At 44.1% G+C, this 21,574-nt stretch carries 15 protein-coding genes; 5 read left to right on the top strand and 10 right to left on the bottom strand.

All coding sequences use genetic code 11. The features are described from left to right. Nucleotides 1-28: 28 nt before the first annotated feature. On the bottom strand, nt 29-481 hold the full coding sequence (gene bcp / locus BLT07_RS12865; protein WP_091869299.1) for a thioredoxin-dependent thiol peroxidase: 453 nt from the start codon (nt 479-481) through the stop codon (nt 29-31). Between the two features lie 48 nt (nt 482-529). Between bcp and BLT07_RS12860 the strand changes: the two genes are divergently transcribed. Next, on the top strand, nt 530-1,186 hold the full coding sequence (locus tag BLT07_RS12860) for an endonuclease III domain-containing protein (protein ID WP_091869297.1): 657 nt from the start codon (nt 530-532) through the stop codon (nt 1,184-1,186). A 434-nt stretch (nt 1,187-1,620) separates the two neighbouring features. Here the strand turns inward: BLT07_RS12860 and BLT07_RS12855 are convergent, their stop codons facing one another. Further along, nucleotides 1,621-2,202 (bottom strand): RNA polymerase sigma factor, encoded by a 582-nt coding sequence (locus tag BLT07_RS12855; RefSeq protein WP_091869295.1) that lies wholly within the window; start codon nt 2,200-2,202, stop codon nt 1,621-1,623. A gap of 526 nt (nt 2,203-2,728) precedes the next feature. Continuing rightward, nucleotides 2,729-3,310 carry a sigma-70 family RNA polymerase sigma factor gene (locus BLT07_RS12850; RefSeq protein ID WP_091869293.1) on the bottom strand — a complete coding sequence of 194 codons (582 nt, stop codon included), beginning with the start codon at nt 3,308-3,310 and terminating at the stop codon, nt 2,729-2,731. Nucleotides 3,311-3,610: 300 nt separating this feature from the next. Between BLT07_RS12850 and uvrA the strand changes: the two genes are divergently transcribed. Both uvrA and BLT07_RS12840 read left to right on the top strand, forming a co-directional pair. Continuing rightward, nucleotides 3,611-6,400, top strand: a complete 2,790-nt coding sequence (uvrA, locus tag BLT07_RS12845) for an excinuclease ABC subunit UvrA (RefSeq protein ID WP_091869291.1) — start codon at nt 3,611-3,613, stop codon at nt 6,398-6,400. 383 nt (nt 6,401-6,783) lie between these two features. Next, nucleotides 6,784-8,121 carry a hypothetical protein gene (locus BLT07_RS12840; RefSeq protein WP_091869289.1) on the top strand — a complete coding sequence of 446 codons (1,338 nt, stop codon included), beginning with the start codon at nt 6,784-6,786 and terminating at the stop codon, nt 8,119-8,121. Between the two features lie 79 nt (nt 8,122-8,200). On the opposite strand, the gene BLT07_RS12835 is transcribed toward BLT07_RS12840, so the two are convergent. From BLT07_RS12835 to BLT07_RS12815, 5 genes are all read right to left on the bottom strand, one after another. Next, complete coding sequence (locus BLT07_RS12835; RefSeq protein WP_091869287.1) at nt 8,201-10,510, bottom strand: FdhF/YdeP family oxidoreductase; 2,310 nt, start codon at nt 10,508-10,510, stop codon at nt 8,201-8,203. A 260-nt stretch (nt 10,511-10,770) separates the two neighbouring features. After that, nucleotides 10,771-12,225 carry a lipopolysaccharide biosynthesis protein gene (locus BLT07_RS12830; RefSeq protein ID WP_091869286.1) on the bottom strand — a complete coding sequence of 485 codons (1,455 nt, stop codon included), beginning with the start codon at nt 12,223-12,225 and terminating at the stop codon, nt 10,771-10,773. Nucleotides 12,226-12,370: 145 nt separating this feature from the next. Continuing rightward, nucleotides 12,371-13,642, bottom strand: coding sequence for a glycosyltransferase family 4 protein (locus BLT07_RS12825; RefSeq protein WP_091869284.1), 1,272 nt, complete (start codon nt 13,640-13,642; stop codon nt 12,371-12,373). Nucleotides 13,643-13,744: 102 nt separating this feature from the next. Then, on the bottom strand, nt 13,745-16,180 hold the full coding sequence (locus BLT07_RS12820; protein ID WP_091869889.1) for a YfhO family protein: 2,436 nt from the start codon (nt 16,178-16,180) through the stop codon (nt 13,745-13,747). Between the two features lie 76 nt (nt 16,181-16,256). Beyond that, complete coding sequence (locus BLT07_RS12815) at nt 16,257-16,532, bottom strand: DUF4834 family protein (RefSeq protein ID WP_091869282.1); 276 nt, start codon at nt 16,530-16,532, stop codon at nt 16,257-16,259. A 147-nt stretch (nt 16,533-16,679) separates the two neighbouring features. Between BLT07_RS12815 and BLT07_RS12810 the strand changes: the two genes are divergently transcribed. Together BLT07_RS12810 and BLT07_RS12805 are read left to right on the top strand one after the other, a co-directional pair. Then, the gene (locus tag BLT07_RS12810; RefSeq protein ID WP_091869280.1) at nt 16,680-17,738 is read left to right on the top strand and encodes a transporter; all 1,059 of its coding nucleotides are present in this window, start codon (nt 16,680-16,682) and stop codon (nt 17,736-17,738) included. Between the two features lie 79 nt (nt 17,739-17,817). Then, nucleotides 17,818-18,939 carry a GNAT family N-acetyltransferase gene (locus tag BLT07_RS12805; RefSeq protein WP_091869278.1) on the top strand — a complete coding sequence of 374 codons (1,122 nt, stop codon included), beginning with the start codon at nt 17,818-17,820 and terminating at the stop codon, nt 18,937-18,939. A 190-nt stretch (nt 18,940-19,129) separates the two neighbouring features. On the opposite strand, the gene BLT07_RS12800 is transcribed toward BLT07_RS12805, so the two are convergent. Continuing rightward, nucleotides 19,130-20,389 (bottom strand): cysteate-C-fatty acyltransferase, encoded by a 1,260-nt coding sequence (locus BLT07_RS12800; RefSeq protein ID WP_091869276.1) that lies wholly within the window; start codon nt 20,387-20,389, stop codon nt 19,130-19,132. A 126-nt stretch (nt 20,390-20,515) separates the two neighbouring features. Further along, the gene (locus BLT07_RS12795; RefSeq protein WP_091869274.1) at nt 20,516-21,559 is read right to left on the bottom strand and encodes a cysteate synthase; all 1,044 of its coding nucleotides are present in this window, start codon (nt 21,557-21,559) and stop codon (nt 20,516-20,518) included. Nucleotides 21,560-21,574 lie beyond the last annotated feature (15 nt).

The following is a 21,574-nucleotide window of genomic DNA, read 5'->3' as shown; positions in this document are numbered from 1 at the left end:
TTCTAAACAGGTCCAAAGTCCAAACCCGTTAGTTTAAAATCTGCTCGGCGTGTGCCTTAGTCTTTACTTTGTCGATTACTTTTTCCACCACCCCATCTTCATCGAGTAAAAAGGTAGTTCTATGCAATCCGTCGAATTTCTTACCCATGAATTTTTTTGGGCCCCAGACCCCAAACGTGTCGATAACCGTGTGATCTTCGTCGGCCAATAAAGGAAAGGGCAGATCGTATTTGTTTTTGAAGTTGGACTGTTTTTTACCGGTATCTTCGCTTACCCCCAAAAGCTCATATCCAGCCGCCTTTAACTTCGAATAGTTATCGCGTAAATTACAGGCTTCCGCAGTACAACCCGGTGTATTGGCCCTTGGATAGAAAAAAACAACAAGTTTTTGCCCTTGGTAATCGGATAATTTTATAATGGTACCATCTTGATCTTTGGATAAAAATTCGGGAACCTGATCTCCTACTTGCAATCTGTTCATAGCTAATTTTGATGTTAGATTTGTAAATTGCAACGAAATTAAACAAAAATGACGAAAGCCGAAAAGGTCGATTTCACAATACGGACTTTGCAGGAAATCTATCCTGAAATTCCTGTTCCCCTTGCTCATAAGGACCCTTACACCTTGTTGATCGCCGTACTGATGTCGGCCCAAAGCACCGATGTTCGGGTAAACCAGATAACGCCCTTTTTATTTGAAAGAGCGGATAATCCCTATGATATGGCAAAACTATCCGTAGAAGAAATTAGGGAAATTATCAAACCGGTCGGGCTCTCGCCCATGAAATCCAAAGGCATTCACGGACTATCGAAAATACTGATTGAAAAGTACGACGGACAAGTGCCCCAAGAAATGGAATTATTGGAAGAACTGCCCTCCGTCGGCCACAAAACGGCGAGTGTGGTGGTGTCGCAAGCTTTTGGAATACCCGCTTTTCCAGTCGATACCCACATCCATCGTTTAATGTACCGCTGGGGATTCTCGAACGGAAAAAATGTGGTGCGGACAGAAAAAGATGCCAAACGTCTTTTTCCCAAAGAACTTTGGAACGACTTGCATCTTCAGATTATCTGGTACGGCAGGGAATATTGCCAAGCGAGAGGCTGGAATTTGGAAAACGATATTATCACAAAGACCATTGGAAGGAAGTCGGTCTTGAACGCATATTATCGTAAAAAGGGATAAGACGATAGCGAGTGCACTATTTTCTGATCGAATGCTAAATTAAGCCGAAATTATCGCATAATCCGATACCTCTTTTTTGCATTAGCCTAGAGCACTCACTGGGAGTAAAAAGGAATGATTTGGTAAACCTACATCGCCAGGGGCTGTGCGCAAAAGATGGCAAACGGCACATGGCGATACCATAAGGCGATAAAGCTCTAATTCAAATTGTTCTCAAATCGGAAATTTTGATATTTCACGATATGCAGCGATTTAGAGAAACCCAACAAAAACTGTACGGTTTCAGGCTTAGCTGTAATGTTTGTACCTCTTTCAAGGTTTTCAGAGTAGATTTTTTCCATAATAGTAGCTTTGTTATACAAGAATAACGCAACTACATCTGAAATATTGTCAAAATGAATGACAAGATGTAAAATCTACGGAAATAAATTATATTAATTGGTCAATACGATATTATTTTTATCGATGATCTTACGAAGGTTGATTAGCGCATAACGCATTCTTCCCAAAGCGGTATTGATGCTGACCCCTGTATTTTCGGAGATTTCCTTAAAGCTCATGTCCTTGTAGATGCGCATGACCAAGACCTCTTTCTGATCATCGGGCAATTCTTCGATAAGATGTTGTAAATCGGCAGTAATCTGATCTTGAATAAGCTGTTTTTCGGCATTGAGTTTATCGTCGCCGATAACCGAGAAAATATTAAAATCATCGTTACCCTCGAACATCGGCATTCTTTTGTTCTTTCTGAAATGATCGATGATCAAGTTGTGGGCGATACGCATGACCCAAGGCAAAAACTTACCTTCCTCACTGTATGAACCCTTTTTCAGGGTCTTGATAACCTTTATAAAGGTATCCTGAAAAATATCTTCCGTAACATCCCTATCAAGCACCTTAGAATAAATAAAGCTACTGATACGTTGGTTATGGCGGTTGATCAGAACCTCGAGGGCTTTTTCGTCACCGCTGATGTAATTGCTTACTAGTACTGAATCTTCAATTTGCTGGGTCATCTTGTAGGGTTTTTTAGAGTTGGGACTTTCGAGGGGAAAATACCGGAGTTAGGGTTAATTTTTGAGTGATTTGTTATCCTGTGGGGATAGCCTTGTTTTTTTTATCTGAAGTAAAACTAGACAGAAGTGGGCGTTTGGAAAAAACTATGTTGTCAAACCCCCGATTTTTGATGTGAAATCCTACTTTTTGCATTTTCGATAAAATAAATCCGTTTCATTTGCGTTGGATGGCGCAATTCGGATGGTCGGAAATTAAAAAGCCCCTGAAACGGATTGTTTCAGGGGCCTTAAAATTATATGTAGTAACCTCAGTTCAAATGCGTTTCGAAATAAGCACCCCCAACTTCGGTCATTTGTAAGGATTTTGAATACGCCAGTAAAAAGTCCACACCGGGTTTACTTGCCTTTATCAATCTACAGTTACCCTGTATATCAAAGTATATTTCTTCCATGATTATTCGGTATTGTTTCGCTACCATAACGCCACCCAACCTAAAAAGGATGCCACCATTCGACCTAGAACGCGTTAATTCGTTAAAACAATATCGTTCTCCTCGATAATTTTTCTCAAATTGATAAGGGCATAGCGCATCCGGCCTAGGGCAGTATTGATGCTAACCCCGGTGTTTTCTGAAATTTCCTTGAAACTCATATCTCTATAGATACGCATGACCAATACTTCCTTTTGATCTAATGGCAGTTCTTCTATCAACACCCCGAGGTCAGAATCGATCTGGTCTTTGATGATCTGCCGTTCGGCATCAAGCTTATCGTCGCCCATCATAGAAAAGAGGTTATAACTGTCCGCCCCCTCGAACATTGGCATTCGACTGCTCTTTCGAAAGTGGTCTATAATTAGGTTGTGGGCGATACGCATAATCCACGGCAGAAATTTACCTTCTTCATTATAGGTGCCCCTTCGCAAGGTCTTGATGACCTTTATAAAAGTGTCTTGAAAAATATCTTCGGTAATACTGCGATTGCCTACCTTGGAATAGATAAAACTGCTAAGTCGTTGATTGTGTTTGTCGATAAGGCCTTCCAAGGCTCTTTCATCACCGGAAACATAACGTTGTATAAGAAGGGAATCTTCGATTTGTGGCTCCATAACAATTACTTTTTTTGATTATACCCAAGTACTTTTCATATTGAAAAGAACCTGCTAAAGAATACTAAAATCTTTAAAAAGTAATTTTATGCTATAGGCGTGAAGTTGTATTAACGTTTCGTTAGGGGCCAAATATAGAAAAAAAATAACCGACCGGGAAAAATCATTTATAAATACTATCATTTGCTGTATACATATACGTTAAAATTTACCAAATGGTTCATTAATTTGATCGGCTTGCGCTAAAATATTGCCATTAAAAGAACTTATCAACCTAGGGGCAAGTTGTATCTTTGCAAAATGAACAAAGGCGCACTTAAGCTACAGGATGTAAATCCGAAGGAAAACATCATTATAAAGGGTGCAAAACTGCACAATCTGAAGAATATCGATGTGGTTATTCCCCGGAACAAATTGGTGGTTATTACGGGACTATCCGGGTCGGGGAAATCCAGTCTGGCCTTCGATACGCTCTATGCAGAGGGACAGCGGCGTTATGTGGAAAGCCTTTCTTCGTATGCCCGCCAGTTCTTGGGCAAGCTCGATAAGCCCAAAGTGGATTATATAAAAGGAATCGCCCCGGCCATCGCCATCGAGCAGAAAGTGAATTCTACCAATCCAAGGTCTACCGTTGGTACCACTACTGAAATCTACGACTACCTCAAGTTGCTCTATGCCCGTGTCGGGAAGACTTTTTCGCCGATTTCGGGAAATCAAGTGAAAAAACATACCGTCAGCGATGTCATTAATTATATCAAAACCTTTGAAGAGGGAACAAAACTATTATTGTTGGCCCCTTTGAAAATCGACGAAAAACGGGATACCCTAAAATCCCTACAATTATTATCCAAGCAAGGATACGCCCGTATAAAATATAAGAATGAAATCTTTCGGATCGATGCCGCGCCCAAGGATATCGGTAGGGAATTCGATTTGGTAGTTGACCGTATCATTACCAAAGATGATGAAGATTTCCTTAATCGCCTGGCCAATGCCGTTGATTCCGCCTTTTTTGAAGGAAAAGGGGAATTGATCATAGAAGAACTATCAACCGAAAACCGGAAACATTTCAGCAATAATTTTGAATTGGACGGGATGACCTTTTTGGAACCGAATGTGCACCTGTTCAGTTTCAATAATCCCTATGGCGCCTGCCCCAAATGCGAAGGTTACGGCGATGTTATTGGCATTGATGAGGATTTGGTGATTCCGAATACGGCCCTATCCGTTTATGACAACGCCATTTTTGCATGGCGCGGGGAAAGTATGGGCTGGTACCGGGACCAACTGGTGAATTCAGCCTATAAGTTCGATTTCCCCATCCACAAACCTTGGTTCGAACTTTCGGAAGAGCAAAAACAACTGATATGGGATGGCAACGACCATTTTATAGGGCTACATAAGTTTTTCGAGACCTTAGAGGAAAAAAGTTACAAAATCCAGAACCGTGTAATGCTCTCCCGCTACCGGGGCAAGACCCGTTGTAGCCAATGCAAGGGGAAGCGTTTACGTAAAGAGACGGAGTATGTAAAAGTAGATGGTCAGCACATTTCCAACCTGGTAGAACTGCCCATCAAGCGATTGATCGGTTTCTTTGCCGAAATTACATTGGGCGAACACGATGCCCAAATTGCCTCTCGCCTGTTAAAGGAAATCAACACCCGTCTGGGCTTTTTGGAAAAAGTTGGATTAGGATATTTGACGCTTAATAGAAAATCGAACAGCCTCTCCGGCGGGGAAAGCCAACGTATCAACTTAGCCACCTCCTTGGGCAGCAGCCTGGTAGGAAGCATGTATATTTTGGACGAACCCAGTATTGGGTTGCACCCGAAGGACACCGAAAATCTTATCGAAGTCCTGAAATCCCTTCGCGACCTGGGCAATACCGTAATTGTAGTCGAGCACGACGAGGATATCATGAAAGCGGCGGACGAGGTAATCGATATCGGTCCCGAAGCCGGTACACACGGGGGCGAAGTGGTGGCTTATGGACCCTTAAGCGAAATTTTGAAGTCAAATTCCCTGACAGCGGACTATCTTAACGGTACCCAAGAAATTGCGGTACCTAAACAAAGGCGCACCTCAAAAAATTACATTACTATAAAAGGAGCGCGCGAACATAATCTGAAAAATATCAACGTTACTTTTCCATTGAACATGCTTACAGTGGTGACCGGGGTTTCCGGAAGTGGGAAAAGTACCTTGGTGAAAAAGCTGCTGTATCCTATTATACTAAAGGAAACCGGTGGCTATGGCGAAAAAGCGGGACAATTTACCAGCTTCGAAGGCCAGTATAAGGCCATAAAACATGTCGAATTCGTTGACCAAAACCCAATCGGAAGGTCTTCTCGCTCCAATCCCGTTACCTATATCAAGGCCTACGACGACATCCGCAATCTTTTCGCCTCCCAGAAATTGAGCAAAATAAGGGGCTATCAGGCCAAACACTTTTCCTTTAATGTAGATGGCGGCCGTTGCGAAAAATGCAAGGGCGAGGGAGAAATCACCGTGGAGATGCAATTTATGGCCGACGTGCATCTCGAATGTGATACCTGCGGTGGTAAACGCTTTAAAAAGGAAGTGCTGGAAGTCAAATTTGCAGAGGCCAATATTGACGCCGTACTCAATATGACCATCGACGATGCTATCGCCTTTTTTAATCGGAACAAACAGGATAAAATAGTTAACAAGCTGAAACCTCTGCAAGATGTAGGTCTGGGTTACGTGACTTTGGGACAGTCCTCCTCTACCCTGTCCGGTGGCGAGGCGCAGCGGATTAAACTGGCCTCGTTTCTAGTCAAGGCAACGACTAGGGATAAGGTGCTTTTTATCTTCGACGAACCCACAACCGGGCTCCATTTTCACGACATCAAAAAACTATTGAAATCTTTTGATGCCTTAATTGCCAAAGGTCATTCCGTGATCGTCATCGAGCATAATATCGAACTCATCAAATGTGCCGACCATATCATTGATTTAGGGCCCGAAGGTGGTGAGAATGGCGGCCAATTGTTAGCGGAAGGCACTCCCGAGGAAATAATTAAAAGTAAGGATTCCTTTACTGCGGGGTATTTAAAGGACAAGTTATGAGGGGTTTTGTGATACTTGACGTGTTACTTTAGCACATCTCTCATTTCGACTATGCTTACGATTCTAATTCCACAATAGCATTTAAAATACGTTGTAGCCGAATTTTATCTCCAGCACTACCTCGCATAGATCAATTTTTTTTCACTGTCAATTAATGGTTTGATATATTTTGATAATCCATTCGAGAGAACGAGTTCTACTCCTTTATAAAATTAGCCCGCTAACGCAATACGCCCTAGTTCCAGGCTACCATTAACACCCCTCTTTCATAATTTTAAAAATCTAACAATCAGTTAATTACGATTTTAATTATTCTTTGGCACGTTGTTTGTTTTATTCAAGACGGATGTAAATAGTTGCATTCTCAATTTAAACCTTATATCATGAAAAACGTAGTCCTCTTTTTATCGGCTATACTTTTAGGCACCTCAGGTGCTAAGGCCTCAGCTACCAATACTTCTGCGGATAAGGTTTCGGAAAACGAAGCCTATCGCTACAACGACTCCTTTATTTTTGTCGAGAACGGCATAACGTTTTCGGTATATCCTGATGGGGAATTTGATTTTTATATCGAAAATCAGGTTACGGGACGTAGGGACGGGGTAACATTCAACTCCGGATATGATTATAGTCCCTATGCCCAATATGACGACTATGGTGCAGTCATTCAGGTTGAGGATGTACCTGTTTATTACGATAATTACGGTCGTGTTACCCAAATCGGTGATGTTGATATCAACTATAACCGGAATAGGGTAAACCGTGTGGGCAACATGTATGTCTATTATAACCGTAGTGGATTCTACGATCATCATACCGGATATATCAACGTGTTCAACAGACATTACGTCTACCAACCTTTCCATGCGTTTTTTGCGAGACCTTCTATAGGATTATGTTTGGTGTACAACAGACCTTATCGAAGGTATTATACCCCGGTACGCTATACCTACTATAACCCTTATCAGCACAACACCCGAAGGGCATATGCCACGATAGGTCGCACCCACCGCTACAATTCAGCGCGCAGCGAACGTTCGCAAATCTATAGAAACGATAAAAGGGTCTCGGTTAGGAACAATTCAGTACGCAGCAATCGAAGTGTAGCCACAAGAAGTACCAATGCCTCTAGAAGAGGGGACGCTGTCAGTTCAAGAAGTTCCTCATCGAGGAGCGTGAATAATGCAACATCTAGAAGTAGAAAAAGTATCGGTTCGAGAAGTTCTTCATCAAGAAGCGTGAGCAAGGCTCCGTCTAGTAACAGAAATACTTCTGCAACCAGAGGTTCTTCTTCAAGAAGCATGAGCAAGGCTCCGTCTAGTAACAGCAATACTTCTGCGACCAGAAGTTCTTCTTCAAGGAGCATAAGCAAAGCGCCATCAAGAAGGGGAAACAGTGTCGGTTCGAGAAGTTCTTCATCGAGGAGCGTGAGCCAAGCACCGTCCAGAAGCAGAAGCAGTGCCGCTACAAGAAGCTCGTCTTCAAGAACCATGGGCACAGTTCCATCAAAAAGCGCAAACAGCGTTAGCTCAAGAAGTTCTTCATCGAGGAGCGTGAGCCAAGCACCGTCAAGAAGCAGAAGCAGTGCCGCTACAAGAAGCTCGTCTTCAAGAAGTATAAGCAAGGCCCCTTCGAGAAGTACGGCAAGCAGGTCGTCTTCGGTAAGCAACAGGAACACCGCAGCAAAAACACCGTCATCACGAAGTTCTAGAAGAAATTAAAATAGTTTTTAGGTTGGTTAGTTGTTTGCCCCCGTAGCGGATTTATGCGCTGCGGGGGTTTTTCATAAGGGGCATCTTGTCAAGAACCTCTAACAAGCTCCACCGTAACCTTGATCGATTTACTGATGGGCGTCTTGCTTTTTTCAGCAAAGTGGTTGTAAGGCACCAGCACATTGGTCTCGGGAAAATACGCCGCCAAATCTCCTTTGGGAATGTTGTAAGGGAGCACCAAAAAATTCGGCGCGGTCCTTAACGTATTGTCATAGTTACTGTGAATGTTGACTACATCCATTTTTGTAAAGTTTCTGGAGGCCATATCCTCGGCGTTCATAAATAGCACCCTTCGTTCGTTATAGACCCCTCGGTAACGGTCATCAAGCCCATAAATCGTGGTATTGAACTGATCGTGGGAACGGATAGTCATTAGCATAAATTCATCATCGGCCAAGGTATGGTCGGGCAGTGCATTGAGCGTCAACTGCGCCTTCCCTTCGGGCAGCATGCTGAAATCAAGATTACGGACGTTGTTAGGCAGATAGAAACCGATTCCTTTGGAACGTTCCCCCGTTCTCTCAAAGCCTTTGGCCACTTTGTCGATACTTTCCCGAATCAGGGAATAGTCATCGCCCATGGCTTTCCAGGGTACGGCGTGTTTTCCTTGAAAATAGGTGTCCGCCAGTTCGGCAATCAGTTCAGGTTCGCTTTTGATGTTTTCGGAAGCCGGTTTTAATAGTCCGCGGGATTGGCGCACCCGGCCCATACTATCTTCCATGGTGAGGTAGCGAAGGTCGCCATTTTTCAAATCCTTTTCCGAGCGGCCATAGGTGGGCAATATCAGTGCGGTTTTGCCGGTCACCAGATGCGTACGGTTGAGCTTGGTACTGACCTGCACGGTCAGGTCGCAGTTTTGCAAGGCCTTTGCAGTGTATTGGGTATCGGAAGCGGCCATTAGAAAATTTCCGCCCAAGCAAAGAAAGACTTTGGCCTTTCCATCGTGCATGGCCTTCATGGCACCGACGGTATCAACGCCTTCCTTATCCGGAGGTGTGAAGCCCAAATGTTTTTCAATACGTTGGTTCATTGCCGCATCGACAAAATGCTGGATACCTACACTGCGGTCGCCCTGTACGTTGCTATGGCCGCGCACGGGGCAGGTGCCTGCGCCAGGTTTTCCGATGGATCCTTTCAACAAGAGCAAATTGACGTACTCCTGAATGTTGGCGACGCCATTTTTATGCTGCGTCAGACCCATCGCCCAGCAGACGACAATCTTGGATTTTTTAGCAAGCAGCAATGCGGTGTCCCCGATTTTGCCTTCCTCGACACCGCACAGTCGTAAAAGTTCGTTTACATCATAAGTGTCAATATCGGCCATCAGACGTTCGTAACCGGTCACATGTTGACGTAAAAACTCATGATCGAAGACATCCTTCTTCGCGGTATCCATGTCCGCCAGTTTTTTGATTACAAGCTTAATAAGAGGAATATCCTGATTTATCCGCACCGCAAGATGAATATCCGCCATATCCTCTCCCCCACCTACCCATCCCGTAATTTTTTGGGGATTTTTGAAGTTTACCAGTCCCGTTTCTTCCAAGGGATTGATGCTGATGATCTTTCCGCCGTTCTTCTTGCATTTTTCAAGGGCGGACAGCATTCGCGGATGGTTCGTACCGGGATTTTGTCCGGCTACGATCACTACTTCGGCTTCATAGAGATCTTCCAGTTTTGTCGATCCTTTTCCGATACCCAAGGTTTCTCCTAAAGCGATGCCGCTTGATTCGTGGCACATGTTCGAACAATCGGGCATATTATTGGTACCGAAGGCCCTTGCGAACATACCATAGAGATAGGCCGCCTCATTGCTAGAACGCCCGGAGGTATAAAAGATGGCCTCGTTGGGGGAATCAAGGGCATGCAGTTGGTCGGAAATCAGTCCGTAGGCATCCGTCCAAGAAATAGGCTCATAGTGAATGCTTCCGGGCCGAAGTACTAAGGGTTCGGTAAGCCTTCCGAATTTGTTGAGTTGGTAATCGGTGAGTTGGGACAATGCTTCGACGGAATTTTCGCTAAAAAAAGAGGCTCCAATATGTGCCGTTGTAGCCTCATCGGCTAACGCTTTTGCCCCATTTTCACAATATTCGGCGACGGGAGAAGGGTCTTCGGGGTTGGGCCACGCGCAGCTCGGACAATCGAAACCACTTTCTTGGTTCATATCGAGCAGCGCGCGCATGGATCTTACGATGCCCATTTCCTTAAAGCCGTGTTTGAGGGCTTCCTTTACGCCCAAAATACCGGCGGCGTGGTGAACGGGATCCTTAAACTCAAAATTATCCGAAAATTCTTGTGATCCGTGAATCGAAACCTTCCTTTTAAAGTCATCTTTCATATTTCCCTCCCATTTATTTCTTTTTGAAACCCGTATCGAGCAATCTTTGGACTGATGTATTTATCGGACCCATCCTATATCCTGTTATACCAATACGTAAAATTACCCCGTATTTTCTGATCACTTTCGAGGCTATCCATTAGGTAGTAAAGAACGCTGAGTACGTATTTACGAAAAGTCTTACTACTTAACCTTGTCCAGATAAATTATACGAATAAAAATAGGGATTGGCCCAAGGTAAAACAAATACACAGGATGAATTATTTTCTCAAGATTTTGGTCAGGACCCCAAAAACATCCTCCGAAATCTTAAAACGATAGATAACGCCGATATACAAGGCACTGATCAAAATACTTTTTAGGGCAATATTCAAGATGGGATGAAAAGGAAAATCCAAAAAATAGAAGATAACCCCGATGCCGATCAACAATGCGGATACTTTCAAGGTTTCGTCGGTAAAAGGAAGGATGCCGAATTTGGATTTCACATAGATCAATTTAATCGTATTGTAAATAAAAAAAGCGGCAAAACTGGCGATAGCGGCACCGTCGAGTCCGTATTTTGGAATCAGCCATAGATTGAAAAGAATGGTCAAGACCGCCAAAAGAAACCCCATTACCAATATGGCCCGATAATAGTCGGAGTTATAGAGGATGGAGTTATTATTTCCCAAAAGCGCATCGTACACCTTAGCAAGCCCCAGCCAAACGAAGATGACAAAACCACTGCGATAGGGTTCTGGAAGCATTTTGTAAAGGTCGTCCAAATTTAATAGAATGAGCATGAATAGCAATCCGGAAACAATATATAGCGTCAGGGAACTGCGTTGATACAATGCTGCAAGGGCAGGCTTGTCCCTTTTGTTCAATAGCTCCGCCGTCAACGGATAGGTAATCTGGTGCATCGACCGGGATGGCACGGCGATGACCATGGCTATAAAGCCGGCTACGCTGTAGTAAGCCACGTTTTCAATTTCTATGAATTGGTTGATCATCACCTTATCTATCTCCAGCAGTACTATGGCTGCGGAACCTCCTAAGATAATTAGAGCGGAATACACCAGGATATTCCTCGTATTCTTCGGAAAATCAAAGACCAATCGGGGCCTGCGAATACTAAAAGCGTAAACGGCCATAATAAGCGTACGCAACAAATAGATACCGACCGCAATAGGGATAAAAGCTTCTACGAAAATCAAATCGAAATATAGAAGGAACAATAGCAAGGTAACCCCGACCCTTGAAAAAATCTCTTTCATAAAGTTACCGAAAACGGACCGCATCCGTACTCTGGCCCAAGCGTAAAAGACTTCGAAATAGGCCATGGCCATACCAATCCAAAAAATAGGCCAGATATACTCTTTTACAATCGGGTTTTCTTTGGATAAAAAATTGCCTATGGCTTCATGGGCTACAAATGTCAAACCGGCGACGGGGAGAATTAGGACGACGGGAAGAAAAAGCATCAGGGTCAAAAAACCGTCCGTGGTTCTGTCATCTTTAAAACTGCTGTAAAATTTAATTAAACTGTTCGGAACCCCAAAGGCTAAAACGGGCATTAACACCATTGCGGCGGAAAGCACCACGTTGACCAGTCCGTAATATTCATCGGACATGAAATTGGTGTATAAAAAAAGTACGTTGATCGCTCCCACCCCAAAGCCAAGGTAGGTCACGAGGGTATTGTTCAAGGATTGTTTAAGGACTACACCCATTTGGGAACTTTTCTTACTGAGATTTTACCCAGAGAGCTATGTGAAATTATCAAACTTTTTGTCTTCATGAAGGTGTATGTAAATTCAATCTTCCCCCGTCGCATTCAGATATATCTTAAACCACACTAGGAAAACATTACGATTTTCAAATAATATTCGCTAACTCCTCGGTTAGCGCCCTTCGGCTATATTTTTCAATGCTTTTTGCCTTCGAATACAAATTTTCTTTCTTGAAACTGGCGTACCAGTCCAAAACTGTTTTTTTTAGTCCCTCGTGGGAATCGTAATCGAAAATGGCACCGGTTTGGGTTTCGGCAATAATTTTTCCCGCCTCCCAGTTTTTAGGGCCCAGGGCTAAAATAGGACGCTTTGCGGCCATGTACTCGAAAAGTTTTCCGGGGATGATGCCTTTCGTTTCTTCGGAGTCGATTTCGACCAACAGCAAAACCTGCGATTTTTGCTGTCGGCGCTGTGCCTCTGCATGTGATCCGTAACCCCGCATTTTGATGTACGGTCCGAGTTCGAAGCGGTAGAGGCTGTCCATGACGTCCTTGCTCACGACACCCATAAATTCCAGCTGCAGGTCAGCACGGAAGACGGAGTTCTCGGAGGCGATCTGGGAGAGCGCCTTCCACAAGTTTTTCGGGTTTCTGCCCGTTAGCAGGGATCCGATATGGGAGATGGTAAAGTCATTATCCAAATGGGCGCCGCCTTCGTAGTCGGAATCATGGCCGTTGGTTATGACGGTGATAGGCTTTACTGTAATGTGTTGGAATTCCCTTTGGGTCGCCGGGCTGGTAACGATTATATGATCGGCCTGGTTCAGGACCGAACTTTCCAATACCTTGTGTTTTTTTTTACTGGATGCGGTAAGTTTCAATTTTTTATGGTAGCCGATGGATGTCCAGGGATCCCGGAAATCCGCCAGCCATCGCACTCCTTTTTCCGCTTTCAATTGCCGTCCGATCAAATGAACGCTATGTGGCGGCCCAGTGGTGATGACGGTATCGATGTCCTCTTTATCCAATACCTCGGATAAAAACCGCACAGAGGGCTTTATCCAATATTTTCGGGCATCGGGTATAAAAAAATTGCCCCTGATCCATAGCATCGCCTTCTCCAAAACGGATTGGTTCTTGGCCTGTATAATGCCCGAACTAATGCGCTTTGTTTTTTTGGAGGATAGTAATTTGGCCAGACCATAAGGTTCGAACAAGGGCTGTTTGTAAACGGCAATGTCTTTTGGGATTTCCTTTTCCAAAGATGGATCCTCGATGGGATAATGGGGATTTTCAGGAACATACACTACGGGTTCTATCCCGAAATCCCGAAGATATTTCACGAACTTCAACCACCGCTGAACACCGGGCCCGCCCGCGGGAGGCCAATAGTAGGTGATGATTAAAACTTTCTTCATGAAAATAAGTTTAATAACCAGACAATTGTCAAAGAAAATCTTTGTTTGAAAAATTTAAGGTTCAAATATGCTGTTGGCACTTAAACCTTAGACCATTCGGTGCTAAGCCTTTTCATCCTTGCGGGACCGGTAAAACGTAAACCCGATTCCCCCGAAAAGAATCAACCCGAATACTATCGAACTGGCCAAGGTAATCTGACTTCCGGTTTTGATTACTTCAGGTTCGAACTTAAATTCTATGGTATGTTGGCCCGAAGGCACTTGTAGGGCGCGCAAGGTGTAATCGACCCGAAAATGATCTTTGGGTTGTCGGTCGATATAGGCGTTCCATCCTTGGGCATAATACATTTCTGAAAAGACGGCCACTCCGTTGTCATCATTTTTGGAAGTATAGGTCAGATGATTGGGGACATAATCCGTCAAGACAATGCTGCTCAGGGAGTCCACATTAAATTCGGAACCGGCAACGTCTTGTAGCATCTCGGTTGTAGCAACCGCTACAGTTTTCGTCTGCAAGGTATCCAAAGACTGTATTTCCGCATCTGCATTTTCGACTTTGACAAGTTTTTCTATGAACCAGGCATTGCCGTTCGCTTCGGGATTTACTGCAGGATAGGCTTGCCCCTTTTCATCCTGCTGCACGACATATTTGACATTTAGCATGTTGAGTACGCCCATGTTGCCTTTATAAATATGGAAACTGAACAGGTCTTCTAAGCGCGCCGGTTTTGCCGCATGATACCCGCCGATAGACTGGTGGTAGTAAGAGACACGTGCCCCATTGAGACCCTCGGACGGATCGTAGACCCTAAAAATACTTTTGTCCTTATTAATCTGTTGGTCTAAAGGCAATTCGGGAAAAGGTTGCAACATTTTCCGTTTCGCCACGAAATCGTTGTTATCGACGTATCGTTTATCCACGCCCACTAAATCGGCAATAATCAACACTCCTAAAGCGATAATGGCACTATTGGACTTCAGCGTATCCTTTATAAAAAACCAAAGGGCAAGCGCTGCCAAAAAGATGTAAATAAGGGAACGGAAAAGGTCACTATTGTACACCGCCTTTCGATCGGCCTGGATGAGGGAAACCAATTCATCGCCGTAATTCTTTTTCAGGAAGGCATCGTTCGGACCTTCAAAACTGAACATCCCTTTGAAAAGGAATAGGCAGACGCCCAATCCGAGGACGATGAAAAAGGAAATTTTCAGTGATTTAATTTTATCCGATTTTTCTACAGATGCACTAAAAATTTCCCTTAGCGCCAAAATTGCCAAGATGGGGACACAAAGTTCAAGAACAATCTGTGCCGAAGAAACCGCCCGGAACTTATCGTACAGCGGAAAGTAATCGATCATAAAATCGGTCAATAGGCTAAAATTCTTGCCCCACGAAAGAAAAAGTGACAATAGAGTACCCCCCAAAAGCCACCATTTGGCCCTTCCCTTTACCATAATCAATCCAAGAATAAAAAGGAAAAAAATAATGGCTCCAATATATGCCGGGGCGGAAGTACCGGGTTGGTCGGCCCAATACAAAGGCAGGGCACTGGAAAAACTCAGTGCCTGACTGCGGGAAATGCCCTGATCGATCAAGAAATCATAGCTTTTGGAATTCTCCCCAAGGTCTTCGCTACTAGATCCACCAAAAAGTCGTGGAACAAATAAGTTCAAGGATTCCGTGATACCATAGCTCCACTGGGTAATGTATTCCTTTTCGAGTCCGTCTGTATTTCCTTTGGTCGAGCCATCCGGATTTATGGTGAGGTCCGATTTTCCACGGGTACTCCAATCCGCATACTCCTTGGTAGCCATCAGGGGGGTCGCATTGGCGGCGATACCCAATCCTACGGCAACCAAAAGCAATCCCACTGCTGAGAAATATTCTTTTAAGGTTTTCCTACGGAGGGCATCCACCAGATAGGCCACGCCCAAGACCAGAACCAGCAACATAAAGTAATAGGTCATCTGATAGTGGTTGGCCCTGATTTCCAAAGCCATGGCGATAGCGGTCAGTAAAAACCCCCATAAATATTTTTTTCGAAAGACCAGGATGATCCCTCCCAAAAGCATCGGCAAGTAGGCCAGGGCGTGAGCCTTCGCATTATGACCTACACCTAAAATAATAATGAGATAGGTGGAAAAACCAAAGGCCAGGGCCCCTAATATGGCCAATCGAAAATCGACCTTCATACAGCAAAGAAGGATGTAAAATCCAACAAAATAAAGAAAGACATAATCCGCCGGACGCGGCAAAAATCGAATAAACAGATCCAGTTTCTTTACATAATCATGGGGATAGTAGGCACCCAATTGATAGGTAGGCATCCCTCCAAAGGCGGAGTTCGTCCAGTAGGGTTCGTCGCCGGTCTTCTTCCGGAAATCGACTTGCTCTTTGGCCATCCCCGTAAACTGCTCGATATCGGATTGCTTAATGACCTTACCTTGAAGTACTGGGTAAAAATAGGCCAGGGCGGCAATGACAAAGAAAACGATAACGAAAAAATGAATGAAAAATGCCTTTAATCCCTTTTGCATACCTATAATTAGTGGGTTGAGTACTTCGGGCACTTAACAATCCAGAACTTTAAGTGACGGGAGTATAAAGGCAAAACTAATCAATTTCCTCAAAATCGATGTAGTCACCGACTGTATTGGAAGAATCGTTCTTTGAAGTATTCTTTTTGGAAGGTTTTTTGTCGATAATCACATCGCCAACTCGTTCTTCATTACGCTGATTTTGCTGGGCAAACTCCCCGAATTTTTCCTTAAAATGTTCCTCTGTCTTTTTGGCGGCGTAGCCAAAAATCTTTGGGGCGAATAGTTGCACCAATATCTTCAATCCGTAGTAAATCAGAAGAATTACAAGAATTGTCTTTAATAATACCATAATAATCGGTTATTGATATATCAAAAATACGATTTTAACGTTGTACTGATAACGGAGAAACGCTAAAATAATGGTAAAAACGGTTTCCTGTAGGCAATTGCAGTCGCGGTGAGCCGTAGCAAATAAAAAATTCAACCTTCACAATCAATGAAACATTCTCTTTTAATAATCGCATTCGTCCTACCCCTGACGGCCTTCGCCCAATACACCGACGTAATCAATTCGAACCGGCCCGGACTATCGGTCAGTGCCTATGCCGTTGGGAAGAATGTGATACAGTTGGAAGCGGGACTTTTCTACGAACAGAGCGACCACTCACTTTTGAACACCGAAAGCAACATCTGGGGCACCGATATCTCCTTGCGCTACGGCCTGCTCTTCGAACAATTGGAGCTCAATTACGAAGGCAGCTATCAAAATCAAAACATCACTTTGATCAACTTTGGAACCTCCGAAAGTCTCACGGACTTTTCAAGAAACCGAGTCGGACTGAAATATTTGATCTACGACAGGTACAAATCCGAAGAGCGCAATAAGGTGAATCTTTACAGCTGGCGGGCGAACAATGTTTTTCAATTTAAGAATTTGATTCCCTCCGTTTCTATTTATGGTGGGGCCACTTTCAATTTGGGAGACAATCCGTTTTATATCGGCGACCCCAGTGTTTCCTATCGAGGAATGGTGGCGACACAAAGCAAACTCACGCCGAGGTTCGTGCTGATAACCAACATCGCTTACGACCGTATCAGCACCGATTTTCCTGAATTAAGCTATTTGGTATCGCTATCCCATGCCTTTCGAAATCCAAAATGGAGCGCGTTCTTGGAGAATCAAGGTATTCAAAGCGACCGATATTCAGATGTTCTACTCCGTGGCGGTGTGGCACATTTGCTGACCGAAGACCTTCAAGTGGATTTTAATCTGGGTGCCAGTTTTAAGAACACCCCTTCCCGGATCTTCGTAACCATGGGTGCATCGTACCGCTTCGATCTGCACAACGACAAAGCATTAGCCATCGACGATCAAGATGCGGACGGTAATGGCGGGGCGATCCAGAAAAATGCCATGAAAAGAAACAAACGAGGGAATAGAGAAGATGGTATGGGGGCGGAGGATATTGATTTAGGACCTTCAAAAAAGCAATTGAAAAAAATGAGGAAGGCGGAGAAAAAGAAGCGGGAGGATAGTGGGGAGATTGAATTTTGAACATGGGGTGCACTATTTATCCTTTTGTTTTCGTTCCTTCCCCATTAATACCTAATATTGAAGACACAAAATTCACTGCATGATTACCTTAAAGGAAGCAACATCAAAAGCTGAAATCAAACAGTTCGTAAAGTTTCCCTTTACCCTTTACAAAGGCTCTCCCTATTGGGTGCCGCCACTGATTTCCGATGAGATGGATACTTTTGACAAAGAGAAAAATCCCGCATTCAAAACCGCCCGCATGTGGCTTTTCCTAGCGTATAAAAACAATGAAATCGTGGGGCGTGTTGCAGCCATTATCAACACGCTGGAAGTCGAGCAACAAAACATTAAAAAAATGAGATTCGGTTGGTGCGATTTTATCGATGATTACGAGGCTTCTAAAGCCTTGTTCAATAAGGTCATCGAACTCGCCAAAACCGAACAGATGGATCACGTCGAAGGTCCGATAGGCTTTTCAAATCTTGACAAAGTTGGTGTATTGACCGAGGGCTTTGACAGCCTAGGTACCATGGTCACATGGTATAATCATCCGTATTACCAATCCCATTATGAGCGGCTGGGCCTTACAGTAGAAAAGGAGTATGTTGAGAATACGTTACCGACGAAAAAGGCGGATCCGTCATTCTTTGCACGCATCAATGAACTGGTCAAAAAGCGGTATTCGCTTCGGGAAGTCAATGTAAAAAACAAAAAGGAATTACTTCGTTGGGTAGACCCCATGTTCGACCTTCTGGACCTTACCTATAGTGGTTTGGCCTCCTACGCCCCGATTTCGAGCGAGCAGCGGGAGTACATTAAAAACCGCTTTATGAGCTTCGTAGATCCGGAATTTATCAAGTTTGTGGTAGATAAAGACGACAAGCTAGTCGCCTTTGCGGTAGTATTGCCGTCTTTTGCGCAAGCCCTACAAAAGGCCAAAGGCAAGCTCTTCCCGTTCGGATGGTATTATTTGCTGAAGGCTCGCAAAAATTGCACACGCGCTATTTTCTATCTTATCGGCGTTCACCCCGATTATCAGAACAAAGGCGTGACCGCCATTATCTTCAACCAGTATTACAAAACCTTCAATAAAAGGGGAATTACAACGGGTATTCGAACACCGGAACTAAGTGACAATACCGCAGCGCGTCAGATTTGGAAGCACGTGCAGCCGACTGTTCATAAGCGGAGGTGTACGTACCGCATGGAAGTTTCATGATGGACCTCGACCTATATACCTATGCGGTAAATTCCAAATATCAAATCTCAAATAAAATTAGGTTTACCTAGTACTATCGACCCGTGCCGGTTCGAAAAATAGTCAATGAAACCCTCAATAAATTTGGATTAATAAAATTGGAATTTGGAACTTTACATTTTTGGTATTTGAGAAAATCTCAGATTTCGTCTCACTCCCCCATCGCAGCAGCAACGGCAGCTGACAACTTTTTGTACGTACCGTTTTCCAGTCTGTCTCGAATCGCGGAGAAGGCGACCAAGGTCTCCTCGATGTCTTGCATAGTATGCGTTGCAGTGGGAATCATACGAAGTAAAATCAGCCCTTTAGGTATAACTGGATAAACAACTATGGAACAAAATATTCCGTGGTTTTCACGTAAATCCTTTACCAAGGCCATCGCTTCGGGAATGCTTCCGTTCAGGTAGACAGGAGTGACACAAGTGTTCGTATCCCCGATATTGAATCCCTTGTCTTTGAGTCCATTTTGGAGGGCGTTTACATTTTCCCACAGTTTTGCCTTAAGTTCGGGTTGGGTCCGTAACATATCCAGCCTTTTAAGGGCACCCTTCACATATATCATAGGTAGGGATTTGGCGAACATCTGCGAGCGTAGGTTGTATTTCAGATAGTCGATAATCTGTTTGTCAGCGGCCAAAAAGGCCCCGATACCGGCCATTGATTTGGCGAAAGTGGCAAAGTAGACGTCAATACCGTCTTGAACACCTTGCTCCTCACCTGTTCCTGCGCCTGTTTTTCCCAAAGTGCCGAATCCGTGAGCATCATCGACCAATAACCTGAAGGTGAATTTCTTTTTTAGTGCGATGATTTCCTTAAGTTTTCCCTGTTCACCTCGCATACCGAATACCCCTTCCGAGATTACCAAAATGCCTCCTCCGGTCTGCTCTGCCATCTTCGTAGCCCGATCTAAATTCTTTTCGAGACTTTCCATGTCGTTATGAACGAACGTGAAACGTTTGCCCATGTGCAAGCGAACCCCATCGATGATGCAGGCGTGCGAATCAACATCGTAAACAATAATATCGTCTTTCGATACCAATGCATCGATTGCCGACAGAATACCTTGATAGCCAAAGTTCAGCAAGTAGGCGGACTCCTTTTTCACGAAATCGGCCAACTCTTGTTCCAATTGTTCATGAAATTCCGTATGGCCACTCATCATACGAGCCCCCATCGGATACGCAGAACCGTACTCGGCGGCTACCTCACCATCTATTTTTTTGATTTCGGGCAAATTCGCCAGACCTAGATAATCGTTGATACTCCAGGTAATCACTTCTTTGCCCTGAAATTTCATTCTGTTCGAAATCGGGCCCTCAAGCTTGGGAAAAACAAAATAGCCTTCCGCCTGCGACGCCCATTTGCCCAACGGGCCTTTATTTTCCAATATTCTGTCGAATAGATCTTGCATTGATTTTCACTTATGATTCGTTTGCAAAAGTAAGCGTTTATAGGGAATATTTGGGAAATTTTTATCCCCAAAAAAAAAGCGACGGTGTTGATAACCGTCGCTCTTTTGTTTTCTGCATTTAAAGAACTATTCCTTAATATACTGTATTTCTTGAGTTTTCTCAACAGGTTCGGTATCAAGAAAACCTTGGTCTTCCATCCATTGATCGCTGTAGATTTTACTCATGTAACGTGATCCGTGATCTGGGAAGATGACCACCACGTTATCGTCCGCACCAAATTCGCCGCGTTCGTTGAGCTGTTTTATAGCTTGAATGGCGGCACCACTGGTATAACCTGCAAATATACCTTCGGTTTGTGCTATTTCACGGGCGGTATGGGCACTTTCGGAATCGGTCACCTTGATGAACTCATCGATAAGTTCAAATTCCGTTGCACCTGGAATCAGGTTTTTGCCCAATCCCTCGATACGATAAGGATAAACCTCCTTAGCATCGAATTTTCCGGTTTCGTGATATTTTTTCAGAACAGACCCGTAGGCATCGACACCTATGACCTTTATATCCGGGTTTTGTTCTTTCAGATATTTGGCCGTTCCGGAAATTGTTCCACCTGTACCGCTACAAGCAACCAGATGGGTGATATGCCCATTGGTCTGCTCCCATATTTCCGGGCCGGTACTGACATAATGGGCCTCTATGTTCAGTTCGTTGAAATATTGGTTAATATAAATCGATCCCTCTGTCTCTTCATGCAGTCTTTTGGCCACCTCATAGTAAGATCTTGGGTCATCGGCGCTGACGTGCGCCGGACAGACATACACCGTAGCGCCCATCGAGCGTAACATGTTTATTTTATCGGTAGAGGATTTAGAACTTACGGCCAAAATACAATCATAACCCTTGATGATGCTGACCATGGCGATACTGAAACCGGTATTGCCCGAAGTGGTCTCGATAATGGTGCTTCCCTCGGTCAAAATACCCTTACGTTCAGCCTCTTCAATTATATACATCGCGATACGGTCTTTCGAGGAGTGACCGGGATTAAAGGCTTCGACCTTGGCAAAGAAGTTGCCGGCAAAGCCTTTAGTGATTTTATTGAGTTTGACGAGGGGCGTATTTCCTATGAGTTCTAGGACGTTGTTATAAGCGTTTATCTTATGTGCCATACAGAATGTCTGGTT

This window comes from Pricia antarctica, from assembly GCF_900101815.1.
In the GTDB taxonomy this organism is placed as follows: Bacteria; Bacteroidota; Bacteroidia; order Flavobacteriales; family Flavobacteriaceae; genus Pricia; species Pricia antarctica.
This window is presented reverse-complemented; position numbering and strand designations above follow the sequence as displayed.